We start from the raw sequence: 16079 nt of genomic DNA, 5'->3' as shown, positions 1-16079 counted from the left end.
GGCTGACGACGTAGACTCGTACGCATGTCCCTCGCGCTCCTGAACGCCGGCCTCGGCGTGCACGCCAGCATCCCGAGCCCCTCGATCAGCTCGTTCCAGGTCGGCCCGTTCACGATCCACTTCTACGCGCTCTGCATCATCGCAGGGATCATCGTGGCGACCTTCATGACGAACCACCGGCTCACGAAGCGCGGTGCGGAGTCCTGGGTCGTCGTGGACATCTGCATCATCGCCGTGCCGCTCGCGATCATCGCCGCGCGCATCTTCCACGTGCTCACCCACCCCGGCTTCTACTTCGGCCCCGGCGCGAACACCTGGAACCCGTTCCAGCCCGGTTCCGTGTGGGCGATCTGGGAGGGCGGCATCGCGATCTTCGGCGCCCTCATCGGCGGCGGCATCGGCGCCTGGCTGGGGTGCAAGTGGACGGGCGTGCGCTTCTCGACCTTCGCGGACGCGCTCGCACCGGGGCTGATCCTCGCGCAGGCGTTCGGCCGCTTCGGCAACTGGTTCAACCACGAGCTGTTCGGCCTGCCCACGGATCTGCCATGGGGCCTCGAGATCGAGTCCACCAATCCTGCCTTCCCGGCCGGCCTCGCCCCGGGGACGCTGTTCCACCCGACCTTCCTCTACGAAGTCATCTGGAACACCCTGGGCTGCCTCGTGCTGCTCTGGCTCGGCCACAAGCTGCGCCTGCAGTGGGGCAAGCTGTTCGCGGTCTACCTGATCTGGTACGGCGCGGGCCGTGCGGTCTGGGAGTCGATCAGGATCGACCCGAGCGAGATCTACTTCGGCCTGCGCACGAACGTGTGGGCTGCCCTCGCCGCCGTCGTGCTCGGCATCGTCATCCTGTTCGTGCAGACCCGCCGTCACCCCGGCTTCGAGCCGTCCGCCTACCAGCCGGGACGGCAGCCGAAGAAGGCTGTTGTAGAATCGCAGGACGACCAGTCCGAGTACGTCGACCTCAGCGCGCCTGAGGCCGACCATGCGGACTCCGAGGCAGCCACAAGCACCGCCGCCGCGGGCTGAGGTCGCTCCTTCCGAGGGCGCGACCGGAGCTCCCGCGAAAATCCCCCATCACGCTACGCGGGCCGACGACGTCCCATGGAGCAACAGTTCTCTTGAGGACGGTAGCCATGGCATCGAGCCATTCGTTCAGCGACCCCGCCCGCACCGGCCCCGGTCAGGGCTTCCCGGCCCGTCAGGGCATGTACAACCCCGCGTTCGAGAAGGACGCGTGCGGTCTGGCCATGGTCGCGACGCTCCGGGGGGAGCCCGGTCACGACATCATCGCGCTCGCGCTCGAGGCGCTGCGCAACCTCGAGCACCGCGGCGCCATCGGATCCGACGCGGGCACCGGTGACGGCGCCGGCATCCTCACCCAGATGCCGGACGCGTTCCTGCGCGAGGTCGTCGGCTTCGCCCTGCCGCCCGTGGGCGAGTACGCCGCGGGCCTCGCGTTCCTGCCCCGGGACTCCGGCGCCCGTCGCGCGCAGAAAGCCGGCATCGAGCGGATCGCCGCGCAGGAGGGACTGACCGTCCTGGGCTGGCGCGAGGTGCCGACCGACAACGCGCACCTGGGCAAGCTCGCGGACGAGGCGCGCCCCGCGTTCGAGCAGCTGTTCGTCTCGCGCCCCGCCGGTGCCGGCACCGATGCCCTGTCCGGCATCGCGCTGGACCGCATCGCCTACCGGCTGCGCAAGCGCGCCGGGCACGAGCTGGACGCCTACTTCGTCTCCCTGTCCGCCCGCACGCTCGGGTACAAGGGCATGGTCACCACCCTGCAGCTCGAGCCGTTCTACCCGGACCTGCAGGACGAGCGCTTCGCGTCCGAGCTCGCGGTCGTGCACTCCCGGTACTCGACCAACACGTTCCCGTCCTGGCCGCTCGCCCAGCCGCTGCGCATGCTCGCGCACAACGGCGAGATCAACACCGTCGGCGGCAACCGCAACTGGATGCGCGCGCGGCAGTCCCAGCTCGAGTCCGAGCTGCTCGGCGACATCCGCCCGCTGCTGCCGATCTGCACCGACGGCGCGAGCGACTCCGCGTCCTTCGACGAGGTGCTCGAACTGCTGACGCTGACCGGGCGCAGCCTGCCGCACGCCGTGATGATGATGGTGCCGGCGGCCTGGGAGCGTCAGACCGACCTCGACCCCGACCTGCGCGCGTTCTACGAGTACCACGCGAACCAGATGGAGCCGTGGGACGGCCCCGCAGCGCTCATCTTCACCGACGGCACGGTCGTCGGCGCCACCTTGGACCGCAACGGCCTGCGTCCGGGCCGCTGGACCGAGACCACCGACGGTCTCGTCGTGATCGGCAGTGAGACCGGCGTGCTCGAGTTCGCCCCGGAGCGGATCAAGCGCCGCGGCCGGCTGCAGCCGGGCACCATGTTCGTCGTCGACACCGCGCAGCGCCGCATCGTCGAGGACGAGGAGGTCAAGCGCGACCTCGCCGCCCTGCACCCGTGGCAGGAGTGGCTGGACGAGGGGCGCGTGCGCCTCGCAGACCTCCCCGAGCGCGAGCACATCGTGCACCCGGTCGCCTCGATCACCCGCCGCCAGCGCACCTTCGGCTACACCGAGGAGGAGGTGCGGATCCTGCTCACCCCGATGGGCCAGACCGGCGCCGAGCCGCTCGGCGCCATGGGCAGCGACGCGCCGATCGCGGTGCTCGCTGAGCGCCCTCGGCTGCTCTTCGACTACTTCGTGCAGCAGTTCGCACAGGTCACGAACCCGCCGCTCGATGCGATCCGCGAAGAGGTCGTGACGAACCTCGCGCTGGGCCTCGGCCCTGAGCGCAACCTGCTCGACTGGGGCGCCGACCACGCGCGCACGATCGTGCTCGACTTCCCGGTCATCGACAACGACGAGCTCGCGAAGCTCCGCCACATCGATCGCGTGCTGCCGGACCGCTCCAGCGCCACGATCAAGGGCCTGTATCACGTCGAGGCCGGCCCCGACGCGCTCGCGGAGCGTCTCGCGGCGATGTGCGCCGAGGTCGACGAGGCGATCGAGGCCGGCGCCGAGCTGATCATCCTCAGCGACCGCGACTCCAACAAGGACCTCGCGCCGATCCCGTCCCTGCTGATGGTGTCCGCCGTGCACCACCACCTGATCCGCCGTGAGGACCGGATGAAGGTCGGGCTGATCGTCGAGGCGGGCGACGTGCGCGAGGTGCACCACGTGGCCACCCTGATCGGCTACGGCGCCTCCGCGGTGAACCCGTACCTCGCGATGGAGACCGTCGAGCACCTCGTGCGCACCGGCTACATCACCGGCATCACGCCGGAGAAGGCCGTCCGCAACCTGATCTACGCCCTGGGCAAGGGCGTCCTGAAGATCATGTCCAAGATGGGCATCTCCACCGTCAGCTCCTACGCGGGCGCCCAGGTGTTCGAGGCCGTGGGCCTCAGCCAGGAGTTCGTCGACGCCTACTTCACCGGCACCGAGACCAAGCTCGGCGGCATCGGCATCGAGGATGTGTCGGCGGAGAACCAGGCCAGGCACGACTTCGCCTACCCGGAGGACGCGGCGGCCCGCGCGCACGAGCGGCTCTGGACCGGCGGCGAGTACCAGTGGCGCCGCGACGGATCCCCGCACCTGTTCAACCCGGACACGGTGTTCCGGCTGCAGCACTCGACTCGCACGCGCCGCTACGACATCTTCCGCGAGTACACGCAGCTGGTCGACGACCAGGCGAAGGAGCTGAAGACCCTGCGCGGCCTGTTCGAGCTGCGCACGGGCGAGCGGCCCCCGGTGCCGATTGACGAGGTCGAGCCGGTGTCCGCCATCGTGAAGCGCTTCTCCACCGGCGCGATGAGCTACGGCTCGATCTCGAAGGAGGCGCACGAGACGCTCGCGATCGCGATGAACCGTCTCGGCGCGAAGTCCAACACCGGCGAGGGCGGGGAGGACCCGGACCGCCTGGTCGACCCGGAGCGCCGCAGCGCCATCAAGCAGGTCGCATCCGGCCGGTTCGGCGTCACCAGCCAGTACCTCACCCAGGCCGACGACATCCAGATCAAGCTCGCGCAGGGCGCCAAGCCCGGCGAGGGCGGTCAGCTGCCGCCGCAGAAGGTGTACCCGTGGATCGCGCGCACCCGGCACGCGACGCCCGGCGTCGGCCTCATCTCGCCGCCGCCGCACCACGACATCTACTCGATCGAGGATCTCAAGCAGCTGATCTTCGACCTCAAGCGCGCCAACCCGGACGCCAGGATCCACACCAAGCTGGTCAGCCAGTCCGGCATCGGCGCGGTCGCGGCGGGCGTCGCGAAGGCGCTCAGCGACGTCATCCTGGTGTCGGGGCACGACGGCGGTACCGGCGCGAGCCCGCTGAACTCGCTCAAGCACGCCGGCACGCCGTGGGAGCTGGGCCTCGCCGAGACGCAGCAGACGCTCATGCTCAACGGCATGCGCGACCGTGTCGTCGTGCAGGTCGACGGGCAGCTGAAGACCGGTCGCGACGTGATCGTCGGCGCGCTCCTGGGCGCGGAGGAGTTCGGCTTCGCCACCGCCCCGCTCGTGGTCAGCGGCTGCATCATGATGCGCGTCTGCCACCTGGACACCTGCCCGGTGGGCGTCGCCACGCAGAACCCCGTGCTGCGCGAGCGCTTCACCGGCAAGCCCGAGTTCGTCGTGAACTTCATGGAGTTCATCGCGGAGGAGGTCCGCGAGCACCTCGCCGCGCTGGGATTCCGCAGTCTCGAGGAGATCGTGGGACGGGCGGATCTGCTGCGCACCGACGCCGCGATCCGGCACTGGAAGGCCGACGGCCTCGACCTCACCCCGATGCTCGAGGGCCCGGCGTTCCCCGCCGACGAACCGCGTCGGAGCCGCCGCACCCAGGACCACGAACTGGACAAGCACTTCGACGCGCCGCTGCTGGAGCAGGCGCGCGAGGCGATCGAGCGCGGCACGCCGATCTCGTTCGACCTGCCGATCCGCAACACCGAGCGTGCGGTCGGGACGATGCTCGGGCACGCGGTGACGACCAGGCACGGCGCGGACGGCCTGCCCGACGGCACGATCGACATCGCGCTGCACGGCACCGCCGGCCAGTCGCTGGGCGCGTTCCTGCCGCGCGGCATCTCGCTGCGCCTCGAGGGCGACGCGAACGACTACGTCGGCAAGGGCCTCTCCGGCGGAGAGGTCACGATCCGCCCGCACCGTGACGCGACGTTCGCGCCGCACCGCAACGTGATCGCCGGCAACGTCATCGGCTACGGCGCCACGAGCGGCACGATCCACATCGCGGGCGTCGTCGGCGAGCGCTTCCTGGTCCGCAACTCCGGGGCGATCGCGGTCGCCGAGGGCGTGGGCGACCACGCGCTCGAGTACATGACCGGCGGCGTCGCCGTGATCCTCGGCAGCACCGGGCGCAACCTCGGTGCAGGGATGTCCGGCGGCATCGCGTACGTGCGCGACCTGCGCCCGGAGCGGATCAACCCGCTCGCCCTCGACACGGGGGAGCTGGAACTGCTCCCGCTGGACGAGGTGGACACGCAGGAGCTGCGCGAGCTGCTGCTGCAGCACGTGGAGCGCACCGGATCCGCACTCGCGTCCGAGATCCTCGCGGACGACGGCTTCGCCGCGTCCTTCACCAAGATCCTCCCGCGGGACTACGCAGCCGTGCTGCGCACCCGCGCCGAGGCAGAGGCCGAGGGGATCGACCCCGACGGCTCCATCGTCTGGAACCGCATCCTGGAGGTGACCGGTGGCTGATCCCAAGGGCTTCCTGAAAGTCACGGAGCGCGAGCTCCCCGCACGCCGGCCCGTCCCGGTCCGCATCATGGACTGGAAGGAGGTGTACGAGCCGGGGGATTCGGCCGTGCTCCGCCGCCAGGCCGGCCGCTGCATGGACTGCGGCGTCCCGTTCTGCCACCAGGGCTGCCCGCTCGGCAACCTCATCCCGGAGTGGAACGACCTCACTTGGCGCGGCGAGGGCCGCGCCGCGATCGAGCGCCTGCACGCCACGAACAACTTCCCGGAGTTCACCGGGCGGCTGTGCCCCGCGCCGTGCGAGAGCGCGTGCGTGCTCGGCATCAACCAGCCGGCCGTGACGATCAAGCAGATCGAGGTCTCGATCATCGACGAGGCGTTCGCGTCCGGCTGGGTCGAGGCGGAGCCCCCGGCGAGGCTGACCGGCAAGACCGTCGCGGTCGTGGGATCCGGTCCCGCCGGGCTCGCCGCCGCGCAGCAGCTCACCCGGGCAGGCCACACGGTGGCCGTGTTCGAGCGCGACGACCGCATCGGCGGCCTGCTGCGCTACGGCATCCCGGACTTCAAGATGGAGAAGACGCACCTGGACGCCCGGCTGCGTCAGATGTCCGAGGAGGGCACCCGCTTCCGCGCCGGCGTGAACATCGGCACGGACATCAGCTGGGACGACCTGCGCGCCCGGTACGACGCGGTGCTCATCGCGACCGGCGCCACGCTGCCGCGCGAGCTCGCGATCCCGGGCCGTGACCTCGACGGCGTGCACTTCGCGATGGAGTACCTGGTCGAGTCGAACAAGGTGCTGGCCGGCGACCCGATCGCGAACCAGATCACCGCGGAGGGCAAGCACGTCATCGTGATCGGCGGCGGCGACACCGGCGCCGACTGCATCGGCACGGCGCACCGCCAGGGCGCGCTCAGCGTGACCAACCTCGCGATCGGCAAGCAGCCGTCCCCGTCGCGCCCGGAGCACCAGCCCTGGCCGATGATGCCGACGGTCTTCGAGGTGCAGTCCGCGCACGAAGAGGGCGGGGAGCGCATGTACCTCGCCTCCACCGTCGAGTTCCTCGGCAACGAGGCGGGGGAGGTGCGCGCCCTGCGCGTCGCTGAGACCGAGTTCGTCGACGGCCGCCGGGTGCCCCGCAGCGGCACCGAGCGCGAGATCCCGGCCGACCTGGTGCTCATCGCGATGGGCTTCACCGGGCCCGAGCACGAGTCGTTCGGCACCGAGGCGCCGCAGCGCACCGAGCGGGGCGCGTTCCGCCGTGACGAGGACTACGCCTCGACGCTGCCGGGCGTGTTCGTCGCCGGCGACGCCGGCCGCGGCCAGTCGCTCATCGTGTGGGCGATCGCCGAGGGTCGTGCCGCCGCCGCCGCGGTCGACCGCCACCTGATGGGCCAGACGGTGCTGCCCGCGCCGGTCCGCCCGTCCGATGTCGCGATCGGCACCCGGCCCGCGTAGGCTGAACCCGGCAACGCGGCCGAACATCCATCCCCTGACAACCCGGAGAACGCATTGAGACGTGCCAAAATCGTGGCCACTCTTGGCCCCGCCACCTCGACGTATGAGACGGTGCGGGCCATCATCGACGCAGGCGTCGACGTCGCCCGCCTGAACCTGAGCCACGGGGACTACTCCGTGCACGAGAACAACTACGCGAACGTCCGTCGCGCAGCGGACGACTCCGGTCGCGCCGTCGCCGTCCTCGTCGACCTGCAGGGCCCGAAGATCCGCCTCGGCAAGTTCGCGGACGGTCCGCACGACCTCGCGGTGGGCGACATCTTCAAGATCACCACCGAGGACATCCTCGGCACCAAGGAGATCTGCGGCACCACCTTCAAGGGTCTCCCGCAGGACGTCAAGCCCGGCGACTTCCTCCTCATCGACGACGGCAAGGTCCGCGTCCAGGTCGTGGAGACCGACGGCACGGTGGTCACCACCCGTGTCATCGTGGCCGGCACGGTCTCGAACAACAAGGGCATCAACCTCCCCGGCGTCGCGGTCAGCGTCCCCGCGCTGAGCGAGAAGGACGAGGCGGATCTGCGCTGGGGCCTGCGCATGGGCGCCGACCTGATCGCGCTCTCCTTCGTGCGCAACGCCTCCGATGTCGAGCGCGTGCACGAGATCATGGCGGAGGAGGGCGTGCGCGTCCCCGTCATCGCCAAGATCGAGAAGCCGCAGGCCGTCGACGCGCTCGAGGAGATCGTCGACGCGTTCGACGGCATCATGGTCGCCCGCGGCGACCTCGGCGTGGAGCTGCCCCTCGAGGCTGTGCCGATCGTGCAGAAGCAGGCGGTCGAACTGGCCCGCCGCATGGCGAAGCCGGTGATCGTGGCGACGCAGATGCTCGAGTCGATGATCTCCAGCCCGGTGCCGACCCGCGCCGAGACCTCCGACGTCGCCAACGCCGTCCTCGACGGCGCGGACGCGGTCATGCTGTCCGGCGAGACCAGCGTGGGCGACTACCCGGTGATCGTGGTGGAGACCATGGCCCGGATCATCGAGTCCACCGAAGACCACGGCCTGGAGCGGATCCACCCGCTCACCAGCAAGCCGCGCACGCAGGGCGGGGCAATCACGCTCGCGGCCCTCGAGGTCGCCGAGTTCGTGGAGGCGAAGTTCCTCTGCGTGTTCACCCAGTCCGGCGACTCCGCGCGGCGCCTGTCCCGGCTGCGCTCGAGCATCCCGATGCTCGCGTACACGCCCGATCCCGGCATCCGCCGTCGCCTGGCCGTGAGCTGGGGCGTGCGCACCACGCTCGTCAACTTCGTGCCGCACACCGACATGATGTTCCACCAGGTCGACGAGCACCTGCTCGGCGCCGGCCTCGCCGAGGTCGGGGACAAGGTGGTCGTCATCTCCGGATCCCCTCCCGGAATCGTGGGATCCACGAACGACGTGCGCATCCACCGGGTCGGAGACACCATCCACGGTGCGGCTCCGGCCTATCAGGCCAACCGATAGCACGTGCTCGCCGAAGGCCGGCTCCCCGCAGGGGCCGGCCTTCGCCGCGCCCGGGGGAGAGAGCGGCGTGCGGTACAGTCGATCCGGGCCGGCGTGGCGGAATGGCAGACGCGGAGCACTCAAAATGCTTTGTCCGAGAGGACGTGTGGGTTCGAGTCCCACCGCCGGCACACGATCACAAAAGCTCGCACCGATAGGATGGATCCGTGACCGAAGAGCAGCAGCCTGAGCAGCCCGCCTCGTCCGCCCCGCGACGCGTCGTCGTCGCCGAGGACGAGTCCCTGATCCGTCTCGACATCGTCGAGATCCTCCGCGACAACGGCTTCGACGTCGTCGGCGAGGCCGGGGACGGCGAGACCGCGGTGCAGCTGGCCACCGAGCTCCGGCCCGACCTGGTCATCATGGACGTGAAGATGCCGCAGCTGGACGGCATCAGCGCCGCGGAGAAGCTGCACAAGGGCAACATCGCCCCGGTCGTGCTGCTCACCGCGTTCAGCCAGAAGGAGCTCGTCGAGCGCGCCAGCGAAGCCGGCGCCCTCGCCTACGTGGTCAAGCCGTTCACCCCGAACGACCTGCTGCCCGCGATCGAGATCGCCCTCGCCCGCCACGAGCAGATCATCACGCTCGAGGCCGAGGTCGCCGACATGGTCGAGCGCTTCGAGACCCGCAAGCTCGTGGACCGGGCCAAGGGTCTGCTGAACGAGAAGATGGGCCTGAGCGAGCCGGAGGCGTTCCGCTGGATCCAGAAGGCGTCGATGGACCGCCGCCTCACCATGCAGGACGTCGCGAAGGCGATCATCGAGCAGCTCGCCCCCAAGAAGTAGCGGGTGGATCTCGGCGACGGGATCCTGCTCCGCCCTCTCCTGCCCGGCGACGGCGCGGAGCTCGCCGCGGCGTACACGCGCAATCGCGATCATCTCGCGCCCTGGGAACCGTTGCGCCGTGAGGACTACTTCACGGCGGCCCACCAGGACCGGCTCGTCGCGCGCACCCTGCAGGCCGTCGCGGATGGACGCAGCGCCGCCTATGTCCTGACGCACGGCGAGCGGCGCATCGTCGGCCGGGTGAACCTCAGCGACATCGTGCGCGGAGCCTTCTGGAGCACGCACCTCGGCTACTGGGTCGATGGCGCTCTCGCAGGCCGGGGGATCATGCGCCGTGCCGTGTCCGCAGTGTGCGGCCTCGCGCGGGACGACCTGGGTCTGCACCGCGTGCAGGCGGCGACCCTGGTGCACAACGCGGCCTCGCAGCGGGTGCTGCACGCCACCGGCTTCGCCGAGATCGGTCGCGCCCCGCGCTACCTGCGGATCGCGGGGCGGTGGCAGGACCACCTGCTGTTCCAGCGGATCCTGGAGGATCCGGTCGTCCCGGGCTCCTGAGCCGGCGGCGCACTCAGCGTCCGGCGGGCAGATCCTTGATCATGTTCGTGATCCGGATGGTGGAGCACCGGCGTCCCTGCTCGTCGCTCACCGCGATCTCGTGCACCGTGATGCTGCGCCCGAGATGCACCGGAGTGCACACGCCGGTCACCACGCCGCTCGTCGCGGAGCGGGTGTGGGTCGCGTTGATGTCGACCCCGACCGCCAGCCGGCCGGGCCCCGCATGCAGGTTCGCCGCCATCGAGCCGAGCGACTCGCCGAGCACCACGTACGCGCCGCCGTGCATCAGGCCGACGGGCTGGGTGTTGCCCTCGACAGGCATCGTGGCGACGCATCGGTCCACTGAGAACTCGACCCAGCGCAGGCCCATCTTCTCGGCGAGAGCGCCCATGCCGCGTTCCGTCGCCCAGTCCATGCCGGAGCTGGTCTGCTCGGTGCTCGTGTCGACCGGATCGCTCACGCAGGCCTCCTCGAATCGATGTCCCCGGCGCTCGTTAGGCTGGAGTCGTGACGGACTCCGCAAAGCCTACCCTCATGGTCGTCGACGGCCACTCGCTCGCGTACCGGGCGTTCTTCGCCCTTCCCGTCGAGAACTTCACCACGAAGGACAACCAGCACACGAACGCCATCTACGGGTTCCTGTCGATGTTCGTGAACCTCATCAAGGCGGAGCGTCCCACGCACCTCGCGGTCGCCTTCGACACCTCCCGGCACTCGTTCCGCACCGACGTGTACCCGGAGTACAAGGCGACCCGCTCGGAGACGCCGAACGAGTTCCGCGGGCAGATCCCGCTGCTGCAGGACTGCCTGGCCGCGATGTCGGTCCCGGTCCTGACGAAGGAGGGGATCGAGGCCGACGACATCCTCGCGACCCTCGCGGCGCAGGGGTCGGCCCTGGGCTACGACGTCCTCGTGGTGTCCGGAGACCGCGACACCATCCAGCTCGTGAATGACGAGGTCACGCTGCTCTACCCCAATGTGCAGGGCGTGTCGCAGCTCAAGCGCTACGACCCGGCCACCGTGATGGAGCGGTACGGCGTGCGGCCGGAGCAGTACCCCGACATCGCCGCGCTGGTCGGCGAGACCAGCGACAACCTCCCCGGTGTGCCGAAGGTCGGCGAGAAGACCGCGGTGAAGTGGCTCACCCAGTTCGGGTCGCTCGACGAGCTGCTGGAGCGGTCCGGCGAGATCAAGGGCGTGGTGGGCGGCAACCTGCGCGATCACCTCGAGGACGTGCGCCGCAACCGCCGGCTGAACCGGCTGCTGCAGGACGTCGAGCTCGAGGTGGGGCCGGCGGATCTCGCGGTCACGCCGATCGACGCGCAGGCCGTGCGCGACATCTTCGCCCGGCTCGAGTTCCGCACGCTCCTGCCCCGGGTGTTCGAGGCCGTGGGCGAGGACGCACCGCCGGAGAGCAGCGCCGTCACGGTCGCGGTCCCCGCGCCGGTCGAACTCACCGCCGATGACGCTGCCACCTGGCTGGGAACCGGTGTGGACGAGATCGCCGTCGAGGTGACCAGGTCCGGCGGCCTGCCGCAGCGGATCGGGCTCGCGCGCGGCGACGAGCTCGTCGAGCTCTCCTGGAGCCTGGCGGTGCAGGCGGCGCTCGGCGACTGGCTGGCCTCTGACGCGCCCAAGATCCTGCACGACGCCAAGCCGCAGGTGAAGGCCCTGCGGACCGCCGGGGTGCGCCTCGGCGGGCTCGCGTACGACACGAACCTGGCCGGCTGGCTGCTGCGCCCCAGCTATCCGGACAAGACGCTCGCCGACCTCGTGGACCGCTACCTCGGCGAGAAGCTGCCCGAGGCGGATCCGACCCAGCTCGTGCCGGAGACCGAGGGTGCGACGCCGGCGCAGCTGGCGTGGTTCGCCGCCCGGGTCGCCGCCGCGCTGCGCGCGGACCTGCCGGAGAGCGTCGACCGGGTCCTCGCGGAGATCGAGCTGCCGACCCTGATGGCCCTCGCCGACATGGAGCTGGCCGGCGTCGCCGTGTCGCACGAGATCCTCTCGGGGTTCTCGCGTGAGCTGGGCGAGCGCGCCTCGGCCATCGCCGAGGATGCGTTCGCGATCATCGGCCGCGAGGTGAACCTGGGCTCGCCGAAGCAGCTGCAGGAGGTGCTGTTCGAGCAGCTCGAGCTTCCGAAGACCCGCAAGACGAAGACGGGCTACTCCACCGACGCCGCCGTGCTCGCCGATCTGCAGGACAGCCACCCGCACCCGTTCCTCGGCCTGCTGCTGCAGCACCGCGAGGCCACCAAGCTGCGCCAGATCATCGAGTCGCTCGACGGCGCCATCGGCAGAGGCGGGGCGATCCGCGACGACCACCGCATCCACACCACGTACGTGCAGACCGGCAGCCAGACCGGCCGGCTCTCCAGCACCGATCCCAACCTGCAGAACATCCCCGTCCGCACCGAGGAGTCCCGCCGGATCCGCAGCGCCTTCCAGGTGGGCGACGGCTACGAGACCCTGCTCACCGCGGACTACTCGCAGATCGAGATGCGGATCATGGCGCACCTCTCCGGAGACGCGGGCCTGATCGAGGCGTTCAACTCCGGCGAGGATCTGCACCGCTTCGTGGGCGCGCGCGTGTTCGGAGTGGAACCGGCGGACGTCACCCCGGCGATGCGCACCAAGGTCAAGGCGATGTCCTACGGCCTCGTCTACGGGCTCAGCGCGTTCGGGCTGTCCAAGCAGCTGCGCATCGAGCAGTCCGAGGCCAAGCAGCTCATGATGGAGTACTTCGCCCGCTTCGGCGCGGTGCGCGACTATCTGCGTGCCTCCGTGATCGCGGCGAAGGAGGTCGGCTACACCGAGACGATCTTCGGCCGCCGCCGCCCGTTCCCCGACCTCGCGAGCCCGAACCGGGTGCTCCGGGAGAACGCCGAGCGAGCGGCGCTCAACGCGCCGATCCAGGGCAGCGCGGCCGACATCATGAAGATCGCGCTGTTCCGGATCCATGCGGACCTGCTCGCCGAGGGCCTGTCCTCGCGCGTGCTGCTGCAGATCCACGACGAGCTCGTGGTCGAGGTCGCGCCGGGGGAGTGGGACGCCGCCGAGCGGATCGTGCGCGAGCGGATGGCCGGCGCCGCCGAGCTGTCCGTGCCGCTGGACGTGCAGGTGGGGCGCGGCGGCGACTGGAACGAGGCCGCGCACTGACCACGCGACGGACCCTGTGGACCGATCTTTCCATGGAGCGGAAGGCGTTCCGCGGATAGGCTCTGAGGATGACCGCAGAGCAGCCCACGACGCGCACGCCGTCCGCCATCGACCAGATCGCCGAACGCTGGGTCGACACCCTCACGGAGATCTCCCCGATCCTCGGCACCTACATCGGCCGCAACGAGGTCAACGCCCGGCTCGACGACTTCAGCCCGGAAGGACACGACCACGCGATCGCCGAGACCCGGCGCGTGCTGGCGGAGCTCGATGCGCAGGAGCCCGCCGACGAGATCGACCGCGTCACCAAGACCGACCTGTCCGCCGAGCTGCGGCTCGGGCTCGAGCAACACGACGCGCAGTGGCACCTGCGTGACCTGAACGTGATCGCCTCCGCCGCGCAGGACGTCCGCCAGGCCTTCGACCTCATGCCCACCTCGACCGCCGAGGACTGGGCTGTGATCGCGGAACGGCTCGGCGCGGTCCCCGCCGCGCTCGAGGGCTACGTCGCCACACTCCGCGAGGGGATCGCGAAGGGCGTGGTGCCCGCCCGGCGTCAGGTGATCGAGGTCGCCACGCAGATCGGGCGGTACACCGCCGACGAGGGCTTCTTCGCCGCCTTCGTCGCGGAGGCCGACCCGGATGAGGGGCACCTGCCGGCGAGCCTGGCCCGTGAGCTCGCCGACCGCTCCGCCGCCGCCCGCGTCGCCTACGACTCGCTGCGCTCATTCCTGAGCGCTGAGCTTGCGCCCGCTGCCGCCGAGGAGGACGCGGTGGGACGCGAGCTGTACGCGCTCGCATCTCGCCGGTTCCTTGGCGCCACGATCGATCTCGACGAGACCTACGAGTGGGGCCGCGAGGAGCTCGCCCGCATGGTCGCCGAACAGACCGCGATCGCGAACGAGATCCTCCCTGGCGCCTCGGTCGAGGAGGCCGTCGCGCATCTCGAGGCGGATCCTGCTCGCAAGCTCGTCGGCACCGACGCCCTGCAGCGCTGGATGCAGGAGACCAGCGACCGGGCGATCGCCGAGCTCGGCGCCACCCACTTCGACATCCCGGAGAAGATCCGCACGCTCGAGTGCATGATCGCGCCCACGCAGGAGGGCGGTATCTATTACACCGGTCCCACCGACGACTTCTCCCGCCCCGGCCGCATGTGGTGGTCGGTGCCGGAGGGCGTGACCGAGTTCGACACCTGGCGCGAGCTCACGACGGTTTACCACGAGGGCGTGCCAGGGCATCATCTGCAGATCGCGCAGGCGACGTACAACCGCGCAGAGCTCAACACGTGGCGGCGCGTCCTCGCGGGCACCTCCGGGCACGCGGAGGGCTGGGCGCTCTACGCCGAGCGGCTCATGGAACAGCTCGGCTATCTCGACGACCCCGCCGACCGGCTCGGCATGCTCGACGGACAGCGCATGCGCGCGCTTCGCGTGGTGCTCGACATCGGCGTGCACCTCGGCAAGCCGCGACTGGACGGCGAGGGCGTCTGGGACCACGACTACGCGCTCGAAATGATGCGCCGCAACGTGAACATGTCCGACGAGTTCCGTCAGTTCGAGGTGAACCGCTACCTGGGCTGGCCGGGCCAGGCGCCGTCCTACAAGGTCGGTCAGCGGATCTGGGAGCAGGTGCGCGACACCGTGAAGGCTCGCGAGGGCGACGCGTTCGACATCAAGGCGTTCCACAAGCGCGCCCTCGACCTGGGCGGCGTGGGGCTGGACACCCTGCGCTCGGTGTTCCAGGCGGGCTGACCGGACCCCTGTCGCGGGAATGCCCTCGGCATCCTGCCGGTTCATTCACGTGAATACGAAAGGGGCCGGCATGGAGATGCAGTTCGGTCTGGGCACGTTCGGGGACATCAGCCGCGGTGCGGACGGAGGTCTGCTCACCGGCGCGGAGACGATCCGCAACATCGTGGCGCAGGCCGTCCTGGCCGACCAGGTCGGTGTGGACTACTTCGGCGTGGGGGAGCACCATCGGCGCGAGTTCGCCGTCTCCAGCCCGGAGATGGTGCTCGCGGCGATCGCCTCCCGCACCGAGCGGATCCATCTCGGCACCGCGGTCACCGTGCTGTCCTCGGACGACCCGGTGCGCGTCTACGAGCGCTTCGCCACGCTCGACGCACTGTCGCACGGCCGCGCGGAGGTCGTCCTCGGCCGCGGATCCTTCACCGAGTCGTTCCCGCTCTTCGGTTACGACCTGCGCGACTACGACCGGCTGTTCGAGGAGAAGCTCGAGCTCTTCGTCGAGCTGCTGAAGGAGACGCCGGTCACCTGGAAGGGGACCGTGCGCGCCCCTCTGGAAGATGCCGAGGTGTTCCCGAAGACCGAGCACGGCCTGCGGACCTGGGTGGGCGTCGGCGGATCCCCGGAGTCGGTCGTCCGGGTGGCGCGGTACGGGCTCGGGCTCACCCTGGCGATCATCGGCGGGGCGGCCGGCCGGTTCCGGCCCTTCGTGGATCTGTATCACCGCTCCACCGCGGCGTTCGGCACCGCCGTCCACCCGATCTCGGTGCACTCCCCGGGCCACATCGCCGACACGGACGACGAAGCCTGGGAGGCCGCCTACGAGGGCATGGCCGCGATGAACGACACGATCGGGCGCGAGCGCGGCTGGCCCGCGTACAGCCGGGCGCGGTTCCAGAACGAGGTCGGTCCCGAGGGCGCCGTGTACAGCGGATCGCCGGAGCGCGTCGCGCGCAAGATCGCGGACACCGTGCGGACGCTGGGCATCGGCCGGTTCGAGCTCAAGTACGCCACAGGGACGCTCCCGCACGAGACGATGATGCGCAGCATCGAGCTGTACGGCACCGAGGTGATCCCGCGGGTCCGGGCGCTGCTCGCCGAGGACTGAGAG

Annotated in this window: 10 protein-coding genes and 1 tRNA gene; 10 read left to right on the top strand and 1 reads right to left on the bottom strand. The window is 70.3% G+C overall.

Translation table 11 applies throughout. From position 1 onward, the window contains the following. The first annotated feature begins 24 nt into the window (after window positions 1–24). The 7 genes from lgt (at window position 25) to ACTJJZ_RS06110 (ending at window position 10061) form a co-directional block, all read left to right on the top strand. Window positions 25–1026, top strand: a complete 1002-nt coding sequence (gene lgt, locus ACTJJZ_RS06140) for a prolipoprotein diacylglyceryl transferase (protein WP_440720293.1) — start codon at window positions 25–27, stop codon at window positions 1024–1026. Window positions 1027–1133: 107 nt separating this feature from the next. Continuing rightward, window positions 1134–5723, top strand: coding sequence for a glutamate synthase large subunit (gene gltB / locus ACTJJZ_RS06135; RefSeq protein WP_440720292.1), 4590 nt, complete (start codon window positions 1134–1136; stop codon window positions 5721–5723). Next, window positions 5716–7179, top strand: a complete 1464-nt coding sequence (locus ACTJJZ_RS06130) for a glutamate synthase subunit beta (RefSeq protein WP_440720291.1) — start codon at window positions 5716–5718, stop codon at window positions 7177–7179. The genes gltB and ACTJJZ_RS06130 overlap by 8 nt, the downstream gene beginning before the upstream one ends. Window positions 7180–7233: 54 nt before the next feature. Further along, on the top strand, window positions 7234–8682 hold the full coding sequence (pyk, locus tag ACTJJZ_RS06125; RefSeq protein WP_440720290.1) for a pyruvate kinase: 1449 nt from the start codon (window positions 7234–7236) through the stop codon (window positions 8680–8682). Window positions 8683–8769: 87 nt separating this feature from the next. Next, window positions 8770–8852: transfer RNA gene (locus ACTJJZ_RS06120), tRNA-Leu, on the top strand. A 36-nt stretch (window positions 8853–8888) separates the two neighbouring features. Next, window positions 8889–9506 carry an ANTAR domain-containing response regulator gene (locus ACTJJZ_RS06115; RefSeq protein WP_045252013.1) on the top strand — a complete coding sequence of 206 codons (618 nt, stop codon included), beginning with the start codon at window positions 8889–8891 and terminating at the stop codon, window positions 9504–9506. Between the two features lie 3 nt (window positions 9507–9509). Beyond that, the gene (locus ACTJJZ_RS06110; RefSeq protein WP_440720289.1) at window positions 9510–10061 is read left to right on the top strand and encodes a GNAT family N-acetyltransferase; all 552 of its coding nucleotides are present in this window, start codon (window positions 9510–9512) and stop codon (window positions 10059–10061) included. Window positions 10062–10074: 13 nt separating this feature from the next. Here the strand turns inward: ACTJJZ_RS06110 and ACTJJZ_RS06105 are convergent, their stop codons facing one another. Then, a complete protein-coding gene (locus tag ACTJJZ_RS06105) occupies window positions 10075–10476 on the bottom strand; it encodes a hotdog fold thioesterase (RefSeq protein WP_440720389.1) in 402 nt (133 codons plus the stop codon). Window positions 10477–10568: 92 nt separating this feature from the next. On the opposite strand from ACTJJZ_RS06105, the gene polA reads away from it, so the two are divergent. The 3 genes from polA (at window position 10569) to ACTJJZ_RS06090 (ending at window position 16076) form a co-directional block, all read left to right on the top strand. Then, window positions 10569–13220: a DNA polymerase I gene (gene polA / locus ACTJJZ_RS06100; protein ID WP_440720288.1), complete on the top strand. Its 2652-nt coding sequence runs from the start codon at window positions 10569–10571 to the stop codon at window positions 13218–13220. Between the two features lie 68 nt (window positions 13221–13288). Next, a complete protein-coding gene (locus ACTJJZ_RS06095; protein ID WP_440720287.1) occupies window positions 13289–14974 on the top strand; it encodes a DUF885 domain-containing protein in 1686 nt (561 codons plus the stop codon). A gap of 70 nt (window positions 14975–15044) precedes the next feature. After that, on the top strand, window positions 15045–16076 hold the full coding sequence (locus tag ACTJJZ_RS06090; protein WP_440720286.1) for an LLM class flavin-dependent oxidoreductase: 1032 nt from the start codon (window positions 15045–15047) through the stop codon (window positions 16074–16076). Window positions 16077–16079 lie beyond the last annotated feature (3 nt).

The organism is Microbacterium sp. 22242, assembly GCF_052045495.1.
GTDB lineage: Bacteria > Actinomycetota > Actinomycetes > Actinomycetales > Microbacteriaceae > Microbacterium.
The sequence above is the reverse complement of the archived record's forward strand: the minus strand, read 5'-3'. Positions and strand labels throughout refer to the sequence as shown.